Origin of the sequence: Pseudomonas sp. Z4-7, assembly GCF_051131965.1 — a bacterium.
Taxonomy (GTDB): Bacteria; Pseudomonadota; Gammaproteobacteria; order Pseudomonadales; family Pseudomonadaceae; genus Aquipseudomonas.
Window position 1 is genome coordinate 4,364,850 of record NZ_CP071642.1, and the last position, 18,076, is coordinate 4,382,925.

General features: G+C 60.1%; 15 protein-coding genes. All 15 read right to left on the bottom strand.

From position 1 onward, the window contains the following. Positions 1-3 precede the first annotated feature (3 nt). Positions 4-1,362: a flagellar protein export ATPase FliI gene (gene fliI, locus J3P91_RS19585; RefSeq protein WP_434572630.1), complete on the bottom strand. Its 1,359-nt coding sequence runs from the start codon at positions 1,360-1,362 to the stop codon at positions 4-6. Further along, a complete protein-coding gene (gene fliH / locus J3P91_RS19590; protein ID WP_434601465.1) occupies positions 1,352-2,182 on the bottom strand; it encodes a flagellar assembly protein FliH in 831 nt (276 codons plus the stop codon). Before fliH ends, fliI begins: the two co-directional genes overlap by 11 nt. Before the next feature lie 7 nt (positions 2,183-2,189). After that, positions 2,190-3,209, bottom strand: coding sequence for a flagellar motor switch protein FliG (gene fliG, locus J3P91_RS19595; protein WP_007958288.1), 1,020 nt, complete (start codon positions 3,207-3,209; stop codon positions 2,190-2,192). After that, positions 3,202-4,986 (bottom strand): flagellar basal-body MS-ring/collar protein FliF, encoded by a 1,785-nt coding sequence (gene fliF / locus J3P91_RS19600; protein WP_305499605.1) that lies wholly within the window; start codon positions 4,984-4,986, stop codon positions 3,202-3,204. Before fliF ends, fliG begins: the two co-directional genes overlap by 8 nt. Positions 4,987-5,001: 15 nt before the next feature. Next, positions 5,002-5,328, bottom strand: coding sequence for a flagellar hook-basal body complex protein FliE (gene fliE / locus J3P91_RS19605; RefSeq protein ID WP_305499603.1), 327 nt, complete (start codon positions 5,326-5,328; stop codon positions 5,002-5,004). A gap of 232 nt (positions 5,329-5,560) precedes the next feature. Next, positions 5,561-6,949, bottom strand: coding sequence for a sigma-54-dependent response regulator transcription factor FleR (gene fleR / locus J3P91_RS19610; protein WP_305499601.1), 1,389 nt, complete (start codon positions 6,947-6,949; stop codon positions 5,561-5,563). A gap of 4 nt (positions 6,950-6,953) precedes the next feature. Continuing rightward, on the bottom strand, positions 6,954-8,162 hold the full coding sequence (locus J3P91_RS19615; protein ID WP_434601466.1) for a sensor histidine kinase: 1,209 nt from the start codon (positions 8,160-8,162) through the stop codon (positions 6,954-6,956). A gap of 110 nt (positions 8,163-8,272) precedes the next feature. Next, complete coding sequence (locus J3P91_RS19620; protein WP_305499600.1) at positions 8,273-9,748, bottom strand: sigma-54 dependent transcriptional regulator; 1,476 nt, start codon at positions 9,746-9,748, stop codon at positions 8,273-8,275. A gap of 174 nt (positions 9,749-9,922) precedes the next feature. Continuing rightward, positions 9,923-10,219, bottom strand: a complete 297-nt coding sequence (locus J3P91_RS19625) for a flagellar protein FliT (RefSeq protein WP_434601467.1) — start codon at positions 10,217-10,219, stop codon at positions 9,923-9,925. Between the two features lie 11 nt (positions 10,220-10,230). Then, positions 10,231-10,626, bottom strand: a complete 396-nt coding sequence (gene fliS / locus J3P91_RS19630; protein ID WP_434601468.1) for a flagellar export chaperone FliS — start codon at positions 10,624-10,626, stop codon at positions 10,231-10,233. Positions 10,627-10,760: 134 nt separating this feature from the next. After that, on the bottom strand, positions 10,761-12,191 hold the full coding sequence (fliD, locus tag J3P91_RS19635) for a flagellar filament capping protein FliD (protein ID WP_434601469.1): 1,431 nt from the start codon (positions 12,189-12,191) through the stop codon (positions 10,761-10,763). A gap of 81 nt (positions 12,192-12,272) precedes the next feature. Beyond that, positions 12,273-12,638 carry a flagellar protein FlaG gene (locus J3P91_RS19640; protein WP_434601470.1) on the bottom strand — a complete coding sequence of 122 codons (366 nt, stop codon included), beginning with the start codon at positions 12,636-12,638 and terminating at the stop codon, positions 12,273-12,275. Between the two features lie 72 nt (positions 12,639-12,710). Next, positions 12,711-13,559: a flagellin domain-containing protein gene (locus J3P91_RS19645; RefSeq protein WP_411386813.1), complete on the bottom strand. Its 849-nt coding sequence runs from the start codon at positions 13,557-13,559 to the stop codon at positions 12,711-12,713. 277 nt (positions 13,560-13,836) lie between these two features. Further along, positions 13,837-14,763 (bottom strand): ketoacyl-ACP synthase III, encoded by a 927-nt coding sequence (locus J3P91_RS19650; RefSeq protein ID WP_411387478.1) that lies wholly within the window; start codon positions 14,761-14,763, stop codon positions 13,837-13,839. Positions 14,764-15,173: 410 nt separating this feature from the next. Beyond that, a complete protein-coding gene (locus J3P91_RS19655; protein ID WP_434601471.1) occupies positions 15,174-18,068 on the bottom strand; it encodes a TIGR00180 family glycosyltransferase in 2,895 nt (964 codons plus the stop codon). Positions 18,069-18,076: the final 8 nt, after the last annotated feature.

Below are 18,076 nucleotides of genomic sequence, written 5' to 3' on the forward strand. Positions count from 1 at the left end.
CGGTTATCCGCCCGCGACGGGGGCGAAGATGGTTTGCAGGTGCGCTTCGCTGGCGGCCATACCGATGTTGTCGTTCAAGCCTTGGCGCAGGTAGACCGCCATGGCCGGATAAAGATTGATGGCCATGTCGGTTTCACGATCACCGCCAGGCACGTAGGCGCCCACGCTGATCAGGTCGCGACTCTGCTGGTAACGTGACCAGTATTGCTTGAATTGCTGGGCGCGCTTCATGTGCTCGGCGCTGATGACCGACGGCATGACCCGGCTGATCGATGCTTCGATATCGATGGCGGGGTAATGCCCTTCTTCGGCCAGGCGCCGGGACAGCACGATGTGGCCGTCGAGTACGCCTCGGGCCGAGTCGGCGATCGGGTCTTGCTGATCGTCACCCTCGGACAGCACGGTATAAAAAGCGGTGATGGAACCGCCGCCCTTCTCCGCGTTACCGGCCCGTTCCACCAGTTTCGGCAACTTGGCAAACACCGAAGGCGGATAACCCTTGGTGGCCGGCGGCTCGCCGATGGCCAGGGCGATTTCCCGCTGGGCCTGGGCGAAACGGGTCAGCGAATCCATCAGCAACAGGACGTTCTTGCCCTTGTCGCGAAAATACTCGGCGATGCGCGTGCAATACATCGCGGCCCGCAGGCGCATCAACGGCGCATCGTCCGCCGGCGACGCCACCACCACGGAACGCTTGAGCCCTTCTTCGCCGAGAATGTGCTCGATGAATTCCTTCACCTCGCGGCCCCGCTCGCCGATCAGCCCCACCACGATGATGTCGGCTTCGGTAAAGCGGGTCATCATGCCCAGCAACACACTCTTGCCCACACCGGTACCGGCGAACAGGCCCAGGCGCTGACCGCGACCGACCGTCAACAACCCGTTGATACAACGGATGCCCACGTCCAGCGGCACGCTGATCGGGTCACGCTTGAGCGGGTTGATTGTCGGGCCGTCCATCGGCACCCAATCCTCGGCCTTCATGCCGCCCTTGCCGTCCAGGGCCCGCCCGGCCCCGTCCAGCACTCGGCCGAGCATGCTCATGCCCATGGGCAGCCGACCGGTATCGGCCAGCGGAACCACGCGGGCACCAGGGGCTATTCCGGCGACACTGCCCACCGGCATCAGAAATACTTTGCTGCCGGAGAAGCCCATCACTTCGGCTTCGACCTGCACCGGGTGATAACTGTCATCGTTGATCACCATGCAACGGCTGCCCATGGCGGCGCGCAGGCCTTCCGCTTCGAGGGTCAGGCCGACCATACGCAACAGGCGCCCCTCCAGGATTGGCTGGCCGGCCAGTTCAGTGGCCTCGGCGTAGCTGCCCAGGCGCTTGCCGAAGCTGGTTCGGTCAAGGCGCATTACGGCCGTCCACTTCCAGAGCAGTCAGTTCGGCCGCGTCCGGATCAACGATGGCGGCGGTCTCGGGTTCGTCCGGCAACTCCAGGCTCAAATCGGCCGGAGCCGGATGCAGGGCCTGCTCGTGCAATTGGTCGAACAGCTTGGCCATGACCTGGCTGATGCGTGTTTCGATTGTCGCATCTATGCGGCTGTGCTCGGTTTCCACCCGGCAACCGCCGGGCAGCAAGGTCTCGTCCTCGACGATGCGCCAGCTTTCCTCGTGACGCTCGCGCAAGGCCTTGACCAGCTCGAAGTCCTGCGGATTGATGTACAGCCGCACATTTCCGACGCCCAAGGGCAGAAGCTTGAGGGCCTCGCGCATGACATGCTCGATCTGGCTCGAATCGATGGCCAGCTCGCGCTGGATCACTTGTCGAGTGATGTGCTGCACCAGCCCGACCAGGGACTTCTCGATCTGGGTGTCCTGCTCGGCGATGGGCTCGAACAGGTTCAGCATCAGCGATTCCAGCGCCCGCAGCTTGGCCGTCAGCGCCACATCGGCTTCCTGGCGGACCTTGATCGTGGTGCTGTGGAAGCCTTCCTTTTCGCCGATGGCGAAGCCTTCGTTGTAGGCCTCCTGGCGAATGCTCTCGACTTCTTCGAGGGTCAGCGGCTGGACTTCCTCCAGCGGCACCTCTTCCATTTCCGGCAACTCTTCCACCGGTTCTGGCTCAGGCTCGGGCACATGGGGATCGAAGCTGGGCAGCGACCAGACGTCGAAACCACCGACGTCGCGGGCGCGGATCAGGTCGCTGGGTGAATCATCGCTCTTGGCAGACATAACGACCTTAGATCATCTCTTCGCCGCCCTTGCCACCGAGCACGATTTCTCCGGCTTCGGCCATACGGCGGGCGATGGTGAGGATTTCCTTCTGTGCGGTTTCCACATCGCTGACGCGCACCGGGCCCTTGGCCTCGAGGTCGTCGCGCAACAGTTCGGCCGCCCGTTTGGACATGTTCTTGAAGATCTTCTCCTTGACGCCTTCGTCCGAGCCCTTGAGGGCCAGCACCAGCACATCGGAGGACACTTCGCGCAACAGTGCCTGAATACCGCGGTCGTCGACATCGGCCAGGTTGTTGAACACGAACATGAGGTCTTCGATCTGACCGGACAGGTCTTCGTCGACTTCGCGGATCGAGTCCATCAGTTGACCTTCGATCGAACTGTCGAGGAAGTTCATGATGTCCGCCGCGCGCTTGATACCGCCCAGGGTGGTGCGCGAAGCATTGGAGTTGCCCGAGAACTGCTTCTCGAGAATCTGGTTCAATTCTTTCAGGGCCGCCGGCTGCACGGTGTTCAACGACGAAACCCGCAGAATGATGTCGAGGCGCACTTTGTGGTCGAAGTTGCCGAGCACCTCACCGGCCTGGTCCGGATCGAGGTATGCAACGACGATCGCCTGGATCTGCGGGTGCTCGTAACGGATCACGTCGGCGACCGCGCGCGGCTCCATCCACTTCAGGCTGTCCAGGCCGCTGGTGTTGCCACCCAGCAGGATCCGGTCGATCAGGCCGTTGGCCTTGTCCTCGCCCAGGGCCTGGGTGAGCATCTTGCGCACGTAGTCATCGGAACCGACGCCCAGGCTGGTCTGATCGCCGACGATGTCGACGAACTCGCTCATCACCTGCTCGACCTGCTCGCGGTGCACATTGCCCATCTGCGCCATGGCCACGCCGACGCGCTGGACCTCTTTCGGTCCCATGTGGCGCAGCACCTGGGCGGCGTCCGTCGAACCCAGGGACAGCAGCAGGATCGCGGCTTTGTCGACCCGGGACAATTTGGCAACAGCGGCTCGATTATCACTCATCTGCGTTAATCCACTCTTTCACGACCTGGGCCACACGACCCGGATCCTCTGCCACCAGACTCTTGATGGCGTTCAACTGAGCGTCATAGCCTTCGCTCGGGCTTGGCAGCAGAATGCTCTGCGGCCCGCCGAGGCTGACGCGATCGTTGGCCAATTCGCCATCCAGGCCGCCCATGCCTCCCAGCTCTACATCGCCCAAGCCTGCCAGCTGCTTGTTCTTGCCGCCACCGGTGATGTTGTTGAGCACCGGACGCAGCACACCAAATACCAGTATCAGGATGAACAACACACCCAATACCTGCTTGACCACATCCCAGAACCAGGGTTGCGAATAAAACGGGATGTCGGCGATTTCTTCACCGCGCTCCAGGGAGAACGGTACGTTGATTACGCTGACGCTGTCGCCACGGCTGGCGTCGAAACCGACGGCGTCCTGCACCAGGCGAGTGAAGCGCGCCAATTCGTCGGCGCTCCATGGCGCGCGGCTGGTTTCGCCGTTGGCCGGGTTGACCTTGACCTGATCGTCCACCACCACTGCGACCGACAGGCGATTCAAACGGCCCTGCTGCTGCTTGGTGTGGCTGATGGAACGGTCGAGCTCGAAGTTCTTGGTCGATTGCTGACGCTTGTCGGCCGGGTACGGCGCGAGCATCGGCTGGCCGGTGGCCGGGTCCATGATCTGCTGGCCATTGGCGTCGATCAGCGGCTGGCCTGGCTGCACCATGCCTGCGGCGGCGGTAGCGCCACCGGTGGTTTGCGGCGCGCTGGCCGGCGCTGGTGGCTGGTTGCTCAGGGCACCCGGTACACCTTGCGGGCCATTGCTGGCGGTACGTTGTTCGTTCACCGACTGCTCGCTGCGCAACGCCGGTTGATCCGGGTTGAACTGCTCGGAAGTCGATTCGACGGCGCTGAAGTCCACGTCCGCCGAGACTTCGGCCTTGTAGCGGCCGTTGCCGAGGATCGGTTGCAGGATGTTGTGCACCCGCTGGGTAAACATGCCTTCCATGCGGCGGCTGTAATCGTATTGCTTGCCGGCCATGGTCAGTTCGGAGTTTTCCGCCTGGTCGGACAACAGGTTGCCCTTCTGGTCGACCACGGTGATCTGCGACTTGCTCAACTCGGGAACGCTGGTTGCCACCAGGTTGATAATGGCAACGACCTGGCCTGGCTCAAGCGAGCGGCCGGAATACAGTTCGACCAGTACCGAGGCACTCGGCTTGCGCTCATCGCGCACGAAGACCGAGCTTTTCGGAATCGCCAGGTGCACGCGGGCACCCTTGACGTTGTTGAGGCTGGAAATGGTCCGCGCCAATTCGCCTTCCAGGCCGCGACGATAACGAGTCGCTTCCATGAACTGGCTGGTGCCCAGGCCCTGGTCCTTGTCGAGGATCTCGAATCCGATGTTGCCATCGGTCGGTGTCACGCCAGCGGCGGCGAGCTTGAGGCGTGCGCGCGCGACGTCGTCGGCCTTGACCAGCAAGGCGCCGGAATTGGGTTCGACGGTATAAGGGATGTCGGCGGAAGCCAGGGTTTCCATGACTTGTTTGGCATCCATGCCCTCCAGGCTGCCGTACAGCGGACGGTAGTCCGGCTGCTGGGACCAGAGGACCACGGCAAAACCAATCGCCACGCTGGCAGCCAGGCCGACCAACAGGCCAACCTGACGCAGCATGGTCATCTCGGAGAGGTTTTCCAGGAAAGACAGACCGAACAACGGCGGTTTGCCGTCTACCGGAGTTGCCTTGGCTGGAACGTTATCAACGGCTGCTTCTGCCATGACTCAATAGTTTCCTTAGACCGGCATCTGCATGATGTCTTGATAGGCTTGAACCAGCTTGTTGCGTACCTGGGTCAACGCCTGAAACGAGACACTGGCTTTCTGCGAAGAGATCATTACGTCCGTCAGGTCGACGCCACTTTTGCCAATCTCGAAAGCACTGGCCAACTGGTTCGAAGCCTGCTGGGTATCGTTCACTTTATTGACGGCCTGACCGAGCATGTCGGAAAAGCTGCTGCCGGCCACTTGGGGCACCGCGACCGATTTAGGCTGGGCCATGGCGTCCATCTGCATGGAGCGCATGTCCAGCATCAACCGATTAAATTCAATACCTTGGCTCATGATCTATTCTCTCTGGCGGCCCGCATTTTTTTGACACTTACTCAGCGGGTACATAGGTATTAGCAACAAGGGTGCCAGCTCCGTGGCCGTCGGAAACAAATGCGCGCGCGGATCCTTCCAGGCTCCTGTGGGAGCGAGCCTGCTCGCGATAGCGGTGTGTCAGCCGGCGCCCGCGTCGCGAGGACCATTGTCTTCGCGAGCAGGCTCGCTCCCACAGGGTTTGTTTAATGGTTTAACTGGCGAAGAGATAAGCCTCTACATCCATCCCGGCATCACGCATCTGCGCCAGCTTGTAGCGCAGGGTCCGCGGGCTGATACCGAGGCGTTCAGCCGCCTCCTTGCGTCGGCCGCGTTCGGCGCGCAAGGTGTCGATGATCATCTGGAATTCGCGACGGCGCAGGTCATCTTCCAGGGCGCCCGCCGTTTCCCCCATCACTTCCCCGGGAGGAATCTGCGCCGGGGCGGACTGCAACACCGGCAAAGGCGCGCAGGCCACCGGGCCGGCCAGGCAGAAATCTTCCGGCTGGATCAAGCCGCCCTGCTGCAGGATCAGCGCCCGCTGGATGGCGTTGTCCAGTTCACGGACATTGCCCGGCCAGGGATAGGCGATCAGACAGGCCTGCGCCTCGGCGGACAACCGCGCCGCCGCGTGCTTCATTTTATTGACGTGTTTGGCCAGCAGGCGCTCGGCCAGCGGCAGGATATCGGCGGTGCGCTCACGAAGTGGACGCCAGGCCAGCGGAAAAACCGACAGTCGGTAATAAAGGTCTTCACGAAAGCGCCCCGCCGCTACTTCCCCGGCCAGGTCGCGGTTGGTCGTCGCCACCACGCGAATGTCCAGACTGATGGGCTTGCGCGCGCCGACCCGCTCCACTTCCCGCTCCTGCAATACGCGCAGCAGCTTGGCTTGCAGGCCCAGCGGCATCTCGGAAATTTCATCCAGCAGAATGGTGCCGCCATCAGCCTGCTCGAACTTGCCAGGCTGGGCCGCGATAGCGCCGGTAAACGAACCTTTCTCGTGGCCGAACAGCGTCGCCTCGAGCATGTTGTCGGGAATCGCCGCGCAGTTGATGGCAATGAACGGTTCGCTGGCGCGCCGGGATTGCTGATGGATATAGCGGGCCAGGACTTCCTTGCCCGTGCCGGACTCGCCGGAAATCAACACGGTTGAATCGCTGCGGGCCACCCGTGCGGCCAACTCCAGCAACTGTGCACTGGCCGGCTCGATGGCCACCGGACCCTCGCCCTCGACAGCGGGGCTGCCCAAGGCATGGCGAGCCACCAGGTCCAACAGGGCCTTGGGCTCGAACGGCTTGACCAGATAATCCGCCGCCCCTTGGCGCATGGCATCCACCGCCCGCTCGACGGCGCCGTGGGCGGTCATCAACAGGACTGGCAGTTGCGGCTGGCGTGCGCGCAGCAGGCCGAGCAATTGATGGCCGTCCATGCCCGGCATATTGACGTCGCTGACCACCAGGCTAAATGGCTCACGGGCCACTGCGAGCAATGCCTCTTCCGCCGAACCGACAGCGGCATAATCATGCCCGGCCAACAGCAGCGTATCGGCGAGTGCTTCGCGTAGCGCCCGATCATCTTCAACCAGTAGAACCTTGGTCGCCATTTGCTCACTCCACCCCTTGCGCGCTGGAGAACAGCGGCAAGCACACCGTCGCGCACGTACCGCGCCCCAGCCGCGAGCGCAGCCGCAATTCGCCCTGATGGGCACGCGCCACCGCCTTGACCACGGTCAGACCCAGGCCGGTTCCAGTGGTCTTGGTGGTAAAAAATGGCTCGCCCAGACGTGCCAGCACGGACGGCTCGATACCGCTGCCGCTGTCGCTGACACACAGGCGCAAGGTGTTGTCGCGGGTATACAGGTGCACTTTCAGACGGACATCAACGTCACTGGCCTGAATCGCGTTTTCAATAAGATTTAATACCGCGCCCACCAGCGTGTCACGGTTGCACAGCACCTCGCCCGCATGGCTGTCGCACTGCCAGCGGATCGACACGCCCTGCACATGGGTCGATGCTGCGGCCTGCAAAGACTGCAGCAGCACCTTGGGCGCGACGCGGTCGGTCAACGGCAACTCGCCACGGGCGAACACCAGCATGTCGCGCACCTGGTGTTCCAGCTCATGCAAGCGCTCCTTCAAGCGGCCGGCAAAGCGTTGCTGGGTTTCCATCGGCAGTTGCTGCTCGGTCAGATGGCTGGCATACAACAAGGCAGCGGACAGCGGCGTACGGATCTGATGGGCCAGCGACGCGACCATCCGCCCAAGGGAAGACAGACGCTCGTGGCGGGCCAATTGGTCCTGCAAGTGACGGGTTTCGGTCAGGTCGTTGAGCAGCACCAACTGTCCGGGCTCGGCATCCAGCGAACGGGTCGAAATGGACAACCGTCGACCATCCTTCAGGGAAACTTCGTGGCCGTCGTCTTCGCGGGGCGCGAAGCAGCGAGCGATGACGTGCCGCCAGAGCTGGCCTTCCAGAGGCAGGCCAAGCAGCTCGCACGCCGCCGGGTTGGCTTCGCGCACAAAGCCGTGGGCATCGATGACAATGACGCCGCCGGGCAGGAGGTCGAGCAGGTTCTGCAGCCGGTTGGCCAGGCGTTCTTTTTCCGCCAACTCCTGCATGCGTTGGGCACTGACCACCGCCAACTCACCCTTGAGCTCGGTAACCCGCGCTTCCAGCAGGCTGTAGGAGTCGGTCAACTGGCTGGACATCTGGCTGAACAGCGAAAACGCCTGCTCAAGTCCAAGCCGGCCAGCCTGTTCGGCGGACGGCATATGTCCCGGCTCGGGGACAGAAGACATCAGGGCGGCTTGGGTCATCGTGCTCTCTCGCTTGGCTGACCGTCAGTTAAACGGAACGTTGAGAGAGCTGTAGCAATACCCGTGCCGAAAAAAAACCGCCTGAAAATCAGGCGGTTGCAAAACAGGCGTCAATCATCCGCCTGTTCATCTCCTTCGCGACGGCTCATGCCGTACTTGCGCATCTTTTCCACCAGGGTGGTTCGACGAATGCGCAAGCGCTCTGCCGCGCGGGCGACGATGCCGTTGGCGTCGTCCAGAGCCTGCTGGATAAGCCCTTGCTCCAGGCCGCCCAGGTAATCCTTGAGGTCCAGGCCTTCCGGCGGCAGCAAGGCATTGGTGGTGAAATCCGGCGTATGGCCGTTGATCGCCACCCGCTCCTCCAGGTCGCTGCGCAGACTGTCGACCATCTGCTCGTCTTCGTCATCGACGTAGCGGAATTTCTTCGGCAGCTCATTCACGCCGATCACACCGTAGGGGTGCATTATCGCCATGCGTTCCACCAGGTTGGCCAGCTCGCGGACGTTGCCCGGCCAGCCGTGACGGCAGAGGGACATGATCGCCGCCGAGTTGAAGCGGATCGAACCACGCTTCTCATGCTCCATGCGCGAGATCAGCTCGTTCATCAACAGCGGGATGTCTTCGACCCGCTCGCGCAGCGGCGCCATTTCGATCGGGAATACATTGAGACGGTAATAAAGGTCTTCGCGGAAGCTGCCGACCTCGATCATGGTCTCGAGATTCTTGTGAGTCGCGGCGATGATCCGCACATCGACGCTCTGGGTCTTGTTGCTGCCCACGCGCTCGAAAGTGCGCTCCTGCAAGACGCGCAGCAGCTTGACCTGCATCGGCAGCGGCATGTCGCCGATTTCGTCGAGGAACAGCGTGCCGCCGTTGGCCAGTTCGAAACGCCCGGCGCGGCTGGTGATCGCGCCGGTGAACGCGCCCTTCTCATGACCGAACAATTCACTTTCGAGCAGCTCGGCGGGAATCGCCCCGCAGTTGACCGGCACGAATGGCGCTTCGCGGCGCTTGGAATGGTAATGCAGGTTGCGCGCGACCACTTCCTTGCCGGTACCGGATTCGCCCAGGATCAGCACGCTGGCGTCGGTGTCGGCCACCTGCTGCATCATCTGGCGCACGTGCTGGATGGCACGGCTGGTGCCGACGAGGCTGCGGAAAAGGTTGGGTTCGCGATGCCGGCCGCGCTCACGCGCCTGGTCGTACATTTCGCGATAAACCTGGGCGCGGTGCAACGAATCGAGCAATTTGCTGTAGCTCGGCGGCATTTCCAGGGTGGAAAGCACCCGGCGGCGCTGGTCTTCCGGCAGGTCGAGAGAAGAATTTTCGCCCATCAGCAAAACTGGAAGGAACTCATCCCAGGTCGAGAGTGTCTTTAGCAAGCCCAAAAGCGACGCGGGAGCATTTACCGTCCCGATCAGGACGCAAATGACTTCACGACTGGACGACAGAGAGCCGACAGCCTGCTGCCAATCATGGCTACCGCAGGGTAAATTTTCTTCGCCAAGAAAATTCAGGATCACCGCCAGGTCGCGGCGGCGGACGCTATCGTCATCGATCAGGAGAATTTTGGTTTCACGCCACATGCAATAGCAACTTCCCTAGTCAACTCAGTGCCCGGAATTTGGGGGCAAGCTAGACGCTTGCAGACTTGTCATGCCTGTAGACGCCTGAAATCTGTAAACAGCCACTAGTTAAGTCAAAAAATCGTGCACAGTCAAATTTATGGCGCACTTTGTTCGGATTAACTGAAAATTAAATCAGCCGAACAAGTGATAAACCTTCGCCGCGCTTTGCGCCTGATGAATCTGCGACATTTCGCTCACGATTGCCTGACGCTCGCCCGTTGCCGCTTCCAGCAACTGGCGATAGACCCCCAGCAGTTCTTCAAGATTATTACGCAACGCCGCCTCGTCCACCTCGGACTCGCTCAAGACGTCCTCCATGCAGGAACGGCATGCCAGGTCCAGTTGACCAATGGCTTCCCAATTACGCTCAGCCAAGGCACCAACCAGGGCATCACGGGTTTGTTCGATTCGCTGCAGGACAAGACTCATGAGAGCACTCCTTAGAATTGCGGACCAGGTGCGGCAATGGCGTCCCAGCCTTCCTTGACCGTGCGAAGCAGATCGGCGACTTCGTCGAGGATCTTCGGATCGGCCTTGACGTTGGCTTCGGCCAGACGTTTCATCATGTAAGCGTAAAGAGCATCTAATTCAGCGACCGACTCGGCCTGGTTTTCCAGGTCCAGGCCTTCACGCAAGCCACCGACGATGCCGATGGCCTTGCTGATCAGAATGCCTCTGCTTGCAATATCCTTGCGCTCCAGGGCGCCCTTGGCCTGGGCGATACGGTCCAACCCGCCTTCCATGAGCATCTGCACAAGACGATGGGGACTGGCTTCGGAGGTTTGCGCCTGGGCGCCAATCTTCTGGTATTGGCGAAGGGCCAACATCGGATTCATGTTCTACCTCATCAAAAAACTTCGGTTCGTATAAACAGCGTATCGACGCTGCGCCAAAAAACTTTAGACCGAAAAGCCGAAAGCCCGGAGCGTTGTCAAAACGTTGCCGGGCTTTTTTTTGCATCGGTGAAAAATCAGCTGTTTCTCTGTTGCGCCGTCATTGCCTCGAACATCGAAGTGATGTTGCTGGCAGTGGCCTTCAGCTTGCCGACCAGGGTGTCCATATCGTTGTACTTTTTAGTCAGCACAGCGGTCAGGGTCTCGACCCGCCGATCCAGAGCCTCCTGATCGCTCTTCAGGCGGGTCTGGGTCCTGGTCAGCGTCGTGGTCCGCTGATCCAGGATACCACCCCTCTCGCTGAAGGGTTCGATCGCCTTGCCCATGCGCTCCAGCAGGCCGTTGGTGCCCGTGAACAACGTCTGGACTTCACCGCTGAGCTTTTTATCGCTCATCGCTGCGCTGAATTTGACGCCATCGAAGGTCAACGCACCCGTCTTTTGATCGGTGGTAACACCCAACTGGGCCAGCGACGTCAGCGCGTCGCCAGCGCCGGTTTCAGACAAGGGCGTTCGAATCGTCGCCAGCAGCGAGCGGGGCAACGCATCGCCGGTCAATTTTGCCGGCACCGTCAACTTCCCATCGGCATCGAGCGACGGCTTGGTCAGTGCGGTAATGCTATTGGCGACCGCGTTATAGGCATCGACAAATTTCTGGATCGAGGCTTTCAAGCCATCATTGTTCGGCGCCACGGTAACGGTTGAAGTGCCGCCGTCCGCTACTCCGAGCAGATTCAACGTCAGCCCGGAAATGGCCGTGCTGACTGTATTGCTCTTGCTGGTCAGCAGCATGCCATCGACTGTGAAGCTGGCATCTTTGGCCAGGGCACCGATGGCGCCCGCCGAAGAAGCCGTCAACGCAGCCCCTCCGGCACCCACGATGTTCGTCCCATCGATCTCCAGCCCCGCAATACCACTCACCGAAATATCGGAGCCTGCGCCGGTCGTGGTCGAACCCAGCACCAGCCGCGAACCGAAGGAGTCGGTGATGATGTTCGCACTGACACCGGCAGCCTTGAGCGACGAGTCGGCGTTGATCGCGTCGCGAACCGATTGCAAGGTGGAGCCATCCGGCACATTGAGGTTGTAGTTGTTACCCCCCTGCGAGATGGTCATCGTACCCGTGGGAATGGCACTGGTCGTACCACCCGCGAAGGCCGCCGAAGTGACCTTGGACGCAGTGGCCAGGTTGGTGACTTTGATGGCGTAAGTGCCATTCACCGCCGTGTTACTGGCGGTAGCCGTGAGAACGCCGGGAGCTGAAGATGTCGCAGCAAAACCCGAGAATTGCGGGGTCGTTGTGCTGGACAAGTCCTTCATGGCGGTATTGAAAGCTGCCAACAACGACTTCAGGGTACCCACCCCGGAGATACTGTTGGTAGTCGTCGTCGTCGCTCGGGTGATCTGACCTTGCTTGGCGGCCTTGTCGGAATCGACCAGCGCCTTGACGATAGCGCCGGTATCAAGGCCGGAGCCTAGACCCAAGCCAGGTAGAATTGGACTTGCCATGTGGGACTCCCTTCAGTATGTCGCCGGCCTTTTGGCCTTTACACGCCCAAAAGAACATAACAACAAAATTCGTGCCGGTTGTCAGGCTTCGGCGCTGAACAACAAGCTGTTTGCATCATTCAAACTGTTGGCCAGTTTCAGGACTTCTTCGTTCGGAATCTGGCGAATCACTTCACCGGAACCACTGGCAATCACTTTGACCACTACTTTGCCTGAAGGCTCGTCAATAGAGAACTCCAGATTGCGCTTGACCGACTGGACGAAGTTCTCGATTTCCTGAACGGCTTTCTTGAGTTTGTCCTGCTCGGCGGCAGCGTCTTTAGGTGCTTCCTTGACCGGGGTCACGGTAGCAACCTCGGCTCGAGGCTTCTCCACGGGCTTGTCGGCCACGGTAGGTGCCGGCTTCGCCGCTGGATAAGACAAGTTCAGCTTCACGCTCATATCCATGTCCATCACCTCTTGAACGGAAAAAGCGAGAGAGCACGCAAGCGCACTCCCCCGCTAAAACTCATCCGGCTATTACTGAAGCAGCTTCAGTACAGCGGATGGCAGTTGGTTGGCCTGGGCCAGAACCGAGGTAGACGCTTGCTGCAGAGTCTGCTGCTTGGTCAGTTGTGCAGTTTCAGCAGCGAAGTCGGTATCTTGTACGCGACCCAGTGCAGCACTGGCGTTTTCGTTGATGTTCTGCAGGTTGGAGATGGTGCTGGCGAAACGGTTTTGTGCAGCACCGAGGTCGGCACGAGCACTGTTGATGGTGTCGATGGCGCTGGTGATTGCGTCCATAGCCGACGCGAAGTTGGTTTCAGCAACAGCGCTGTCGGAACCAACGATGGTGATTGCCGAGTCAACACCCAGGGCTGCAGCGTCGAAGCTGGCGCTCAGAGTCAGAGAGATCTGGTTGTCAGCACCGGTGTTCGAGCCGACCTGGAAGGTCATGGTGCTGGCGGTACCGTCGAGCAGGTTCTTGCCGTTCAGGTTGGTGCTGTTGGCGATACGGGTCAGTTCGTCGCTCATCTGCGAGAACTCTTTGTTCAGAGCGATACGGTCATCTGCGCTGTTGCTATCGTTACGGGACTGGATGGCCAGTTCACGCATACGTTGCAGAATGTTGGTCTGCTCTTGCATCGCGCCTTCAGCGGTCTGCGCCATGGAGATACCGTCGTTGGCGTTTTTGATCGCCATGGTCTGACCGCGGATTTGCGAGGTCATACGGGTAGCGATCTGCAGGCCGGCGGCGTCGTCTTTGGCGCTGTTGATTTTCAGGCCGGAAGACAGGCGAGTCATCGAAGTGGAGAGAGCGTCGGAAGCACGGTTGAGGTTCTTCTGAACGTTCAGCGATGTGGTGTTGGTGTTTACTGTTAAAGCCATGACGAATTCCTCGTTGGTTGGGTACTGCGGCTTCCGGCCCTTGGCAACCGCCGGGGTGTGGCCTAGAGAACCTTCGTAATAGTTATCGTCGGATTAGGAACTTGCTTGAGGGCTTTTTTCAAAAAATTTGCTAGCAGACTGCCACCCCTTGCAAAACAAGGCCTTAGCGGCGAGTAAAAGCCCGAAAAATGGCGTCAAGAAAGCGCAGAACAAAGCTGCGGGCAAAAAAATAGCGCCACAGGCCAGCCTGAAGCGCTATTGAGAAGAACGTGATGGGTCAATCGCGATACAGAATCGCCGAGCCCCACGACAGGCCCACACCAAAACCACTGATTGCCACGCGCTTCCAGTCAGCATCCAGGACGTGCTTTTCCAGCAGCAGCGGAATGCTCGACGACACGGTATTGCCGGTCTCGACCATGTCCTTGATGAATTTCTCAGGCTCGCCCTCGAAACGCCGCGCCACGGCATCGACAATCGCCGCACTGCCCTGGTGGATGCAAAACGCATCGATGTCGCTGGGTTGCAGCGACGACTCGGCCAACAGTTCGTGCAAATGAGCCGGTACTTTCAGCAAAGCGAAGTTGAACACCTGGCGACCGTTCATGAAAAACACTCCGTCGCTGACCTTCAGGTGCGGCGCACCGGAACCGTCTGTGCCGAACTTGGCCTTGCCCAACTGCCAGCTGGCGTCTTCGGCCATCCAAGTGGCGGTGGCTGCATCGCCGAACAGCATGGTGGTGTTGCGGTCCTCAGGGTCGACGATTTTCGAATACGGGTCGGCTGTAACCAGCAGCCCGTTCTTCAGCCCTGCAGCTTCCATGAAGCCTTTCAAGGCATAGATGCCGTAGACGTAGCCCGAGCAGCCCAGCGATATATCGAACGCCGCCACATGGGTCGGCAGGCCAAGCTTGTCCTGCACGATTGCGGCGGTGTGCGGCAACCCCTCTTCATCGCCGTTCTGGGTGACGACGATCAACGCGTCGATCGACTCGCGCGAAAGCTGCGGGTTATTGGCGAACAATGCGTTCACGGCTTCGACACAAAGGTCCGAAGTCTCCTGGTCGGCGTCTTTGCGCGGCAGGAACGCTGAACCAATCTTGCCAAGGATGAATTCTTCATCCTTCTCGAATTTGGCACCCTGAGCGTAGTTATCCACACCAGCGGTCGGCACATAACTCGCTATGCTTTTTATGCCAATCATCATGGCTTCCCGATCATGTACTGCGACTAGGTTCACCCCCAAAAGCTCAGGGGGCGCTTCAAAATGGTTGATTTCCAAGGGCGGACGCCTTGTCAGGCGAACGGACAGGCCTCCACTCCGGGGAATACAATACAGTGAAGATGCACTTTATGACCTATGCGTCACGCCGTTTTGTTCTGGAGGGGCATTTTTTCATGACAAACGAAGCCGTGTCATTTCCCACAAAGGGATTGGACACCGGAAAGAAATCTCGGGGATGGCAGCGTAATACGGGAACGAAGCCGGCAGGTTTTTACCTGCCGGCTTCATCAATGGAGCCCCCCGCAAGGCGATGAATGTTGTTCACTCAAGGCAATCGCCACAATGATCAGACAAGCCTTGGCTGAACAGCATTACCGCAAGGCGACAAGTTAGTTCAGCAAGCCGGTCCAGGGTACGTTGCGCACCGGTCCCAGAGCGAAACCCGCGCCCTGCAACGCCAGGTTGCCGTTGTAGAACCGATCCTGGGCGAATGCCCCGGCCCACTTCTCACGCAGTGCCGCAAGCGCTTCAGCCGTACTCGCCAGCACACCGGGCTGGATCACCTGCACATGCGGCGTCCACACCGTCAAATAACCGGCCTGGTCGACTCTCAGGCAGAGATCGACGTCACCCAGGGCATCGTCGAACAGTCCTGTATCAACGCCGTCAGCCGCTTCGAACAGTTGCTTGGAAATCATCAGGCAGGCGAAAGAAACCGCCGAACAGTTCTGCTCGACCACCAGCCTGTTCATGTAGCCCCTGGCGGTCTTCGGCTCGCCGATGAAGGCCGAGCCGACTTCGTCATTCAGACCCAGGATCAGGCCGGCCTGGGTGATGCGCCCATCACGTTCGACCAGCTTGGCGCCGACCACGCCCACTTCCGGACGCAACGCCTGATTGAGCAGCGATTCGATCCAGTTGACGTTGACCACTTCGCTGTCGGCTGCCAGTGTCACCAGATAGTCGCCCTTGGCCTCCTGGCTGGCAGCGTTGATCAAAGTCCCCGTCGCGACGCCCGCGTCGATATCCAATAACCGAACGCGACTGGCCTGGTGCCCCTGGCCATCGAGCCAGGTGCGCAGTACGGAATGGTTTTCCGTCCCGGTGGGGACCAGTACTTCGTAGCGCTGATATCGGGTGCGCTGCAGTACGCTGAGCAGGCATCGTTGTAGCGTCGTCAGATCGCCAATACCGTGGAGGATGATCGACACCTGGGGGCGCTCGGCAAAGCGGTAGTCGATTTTGTGCGTGCCCGGCACGACTGCACTCACGTCAGCTTGATAACCACGAACCGCCAGGTGACGCAGCAAGGTCTTGCGCTCGTCGGCATTGTCTTCCACCGGCGCCGCCTGGCAAGTCAGCAGAGGTTCATCCAAGTGGGCAAGCCCCTCCAGGCCGTCCTGCTCGATCAAACGCAACAGCAGGTCGAACTCCAACGCATTTTTGAACTCGCGCGAATAACCGCCGAGCTTTACCAACGTCTCGCGGCGTACCAGCCAATGACGGGCCATCAAGGCCGGGGCGTTTTGCAGCAAGTCAAGGTTGAACCCTGGCCGGAAGACATCGGCCAGCGTCCCGTCGGGCTGGCGCTGGAACTCATCCATTGCCACGGCCTGGCACTGCGGTGCGGCCAGCAGTTCCACACTCGCGCGAAACAGGCCGCTGGGTGTCAATTCATCGCCGGCCTCGACCATGACCATCCAATCGCAATCGCTTTGACTGACAACCTGATTGATTTTGTCGACGTAATTGCTTTCGTTGACTTTGACGAAATGCAGGACGCTTTGTGGCGTGGTCTCGCTCGGCAGGTCACCGGTGGTGAACACAACAATCTTGAACATCCGGCAATAGCCATTGATCACGCTGTCGAAGGTGGCCTGCATCTTGAAGATGTCGGCTTCCAGATCCAGGATCAAAATGCCAAACGTCGGCCCCCCGTTGCGAGCAGCCAGGTACTTCGACACTTTCTGGGCTTCACTGGCGCTCGGTTCACGCGCCTCGAGCCAGCGCAGCAATTGACCGGAGTGCGTGGCGTCGAACAACCTCGCGGTATTTTCATATGCCGCCGCCTTGAGCCGTTGTTCCCAGGCCTGAATCATCTGCACGTAGCGCGTGTCACCCTTTGCCTGCATGACCTCATGCAGTTGCTTTACCAGATCCTGGTTGAAGGCGTAGCTCAGGAAAGCCCTCGCCAGCTGTTGATCAAGCGGCTCGGCGCTGGTGTTGCGCTGGGGACGAGTCAGCTCCTTCTGCTTGAGCATGACGGCTTCCAGCTCCTTCAACTGCACCTGCCCGCTTGGCGCCGCATGAAGCAGGAATTCCAGCGCGGTGAGCACGTCAAAAAAAGACTGGTTATAGAACGGCAAATCAACGTATTGCGTCGGTTCGAAACGCCGAACAGGTTCGCCACGCCGCGAATCCCAGGTCGACTCGAACAGTTTTCCGGGCTGCGGCACCGAACGCTCGTCCAGCTTCTTGACAATGGCCTTGGCCTGTTCCCGCGCCGTGGCGTCCGTGCCGAAGGCATTGGCCAAGGCCGTGGCAAAGCGTTCCTGTTCAGCGACCGCACGCAAGTCCACGGAGCCAGGCGCCGTGGTGACCGAGCCCTGCGGCTTCGCCACGCGACTGCGCTCCTGCACACCATAGGGGACGTCCAGCAAGCGAACTCGTGCAGCGGCCACCAATCCATAGGAATGGCCGGCCTCCTGCAGCCGAGAATCAAAACCGCCGGGCAACGAAGCGTTGCTGTGCCGCAGGGTTTCGGTGCGGGTGACGGCATTCACCAGCGACGGGCAATCCTCGGCAAACACGGCCAGCCGGGCTTCGGCCGATAGGCCGGAATAATCCTCGCAGCCCTTGCGATCGAGCACGTAATAATCGACACGGTCGGCATGGGCCTCGAATGCCAGGCTGTAGCCTTGGCAGGCACCGTATTCTGCGTGTGCTTCGAGGAAACTCACCGCTTGTTCGAGCGCTCGGGGCAGCAGGAAACTTTCGGCATCGGCAATCGCCAGGTAAGGCGTGGCGACTCGCTCGACAGCCTGGCGAACCTTGTCGCCGAAACCAATGGCCGTGGGCGCATACAAATATTGCACTTCAGGGAACGCTGCCGAGATATCCGCAGCGATCTGGCTCGATGAGTCGATCACCAGCACCGCGAACGAACTGTCGCGGTAGTGGCGCAACGCCCGCCGCAGGGCAGTCGACTGGTCATGAGCGAGCAGCACCAGGGTAAACCGTTCATTCAATGGCGCAGTCGATCCTGTTGGGGCATTGCTTTGCATATTCGTTC